The organism is Rhizobacter sp. P2_H2, assembly GCF_056403375.1.
In genome coordinates this window covers 1-966 of record NZ_JBFUFP010001520.1, presented here as the reverse complement: position 1 = coordinate 966, position 966 = coordinate 1, and the positions used below count along the sequence as shown (strand labels likewise).

The window sequence follows — 966 nt, the reverse complement described above, 5'->3', positions numbered from 1 at the left end:
GGGCCAAGGGCCCCGACAGTTGTCATTCGTTGACAAATGAGGCGTTCACCAAATGGCCGCGGGCGGCGATATTTGTCATCAGTCGGTGACTAAAACGTTCCGACGAGTGATCCTTTGGAACAGAAAGCAGCACCCATGACATCCGCGACACCCGCCGCCGACGGCCTGTCAACGCCCGTCCGCCCCGCCGAGCACGGCGTGTCGATGGACAGTGGTCCGCCCGGCGACCGGCTGTTCGAGTTCTTCCGCTACCACGGCATCTGGGCGCCCGGCGTCCGCCTGTTCCGCCACCTRTCGTTCAACATCAAGGCCTTGATGATCTCGGCGGTGTTCATGGTGCCGATCACGATGCTCGGCACCGTCTGCCTGCGCGACATGGCGGCCGCGGCGGCCGCCATCGAGCGCGAGCTGCAGGGCGTGCGCTACCTGCGCGACGCGCTGCCGCTGGTGCGCTTCACGCAAGGCCAGCGCCAGCGCGCGATGCAGGCCGCCGGGCTCGACGCGGCGAGCAGCTGGCCGAAGGACCAGGCGGACTACCGGCAACTGTTCGCCCGGCTGCAGGCCACGCACCGGTCGCTCGAGCCGGTCTTCGACGCCGCCGCACCGTTCCAGGCCCTCGCCGCGGAGTTGCCGGCCGTGCCGTCGCGCGGCGCGGACCCGACCGAACTGTACGAGCGCTACACGCAGATCGTCGCCGACCAGCAGGCGCTGCTGCGCGTCGTGATGGAGCAGTCCAGCCTGTCCCAGGACCCGGACCTGACGACCGGCCGCCTCGTGGCCGGTGCGGTCGCTGCCATTCCCGAGCTGGCCGACCGGATCGGCCAGGCGATGTCGCTGGGCGAGCAGGCGCTCTCGGCCGGCGAGATCTCGGCGCCGCAGCAGCGCCTGCTGTCCGATGCGCTGCCGGTGATGGAGTACCTGGAGGCGCAGGCCGGCGACCACCTCGACAAGGCCTTCAAGCTGAGC

General features: G+C 69.6%; 1 pseudogene. It reads left to right on the top strand.

The features are described from left to right. Nucleotides 1–135 precede the first annotated feature (135 nt). Nucleotides 136–966, top strand: a pseudogene (locus tag AC1D15_RS34415) (hypothetical protein); the annotation flags it as partial.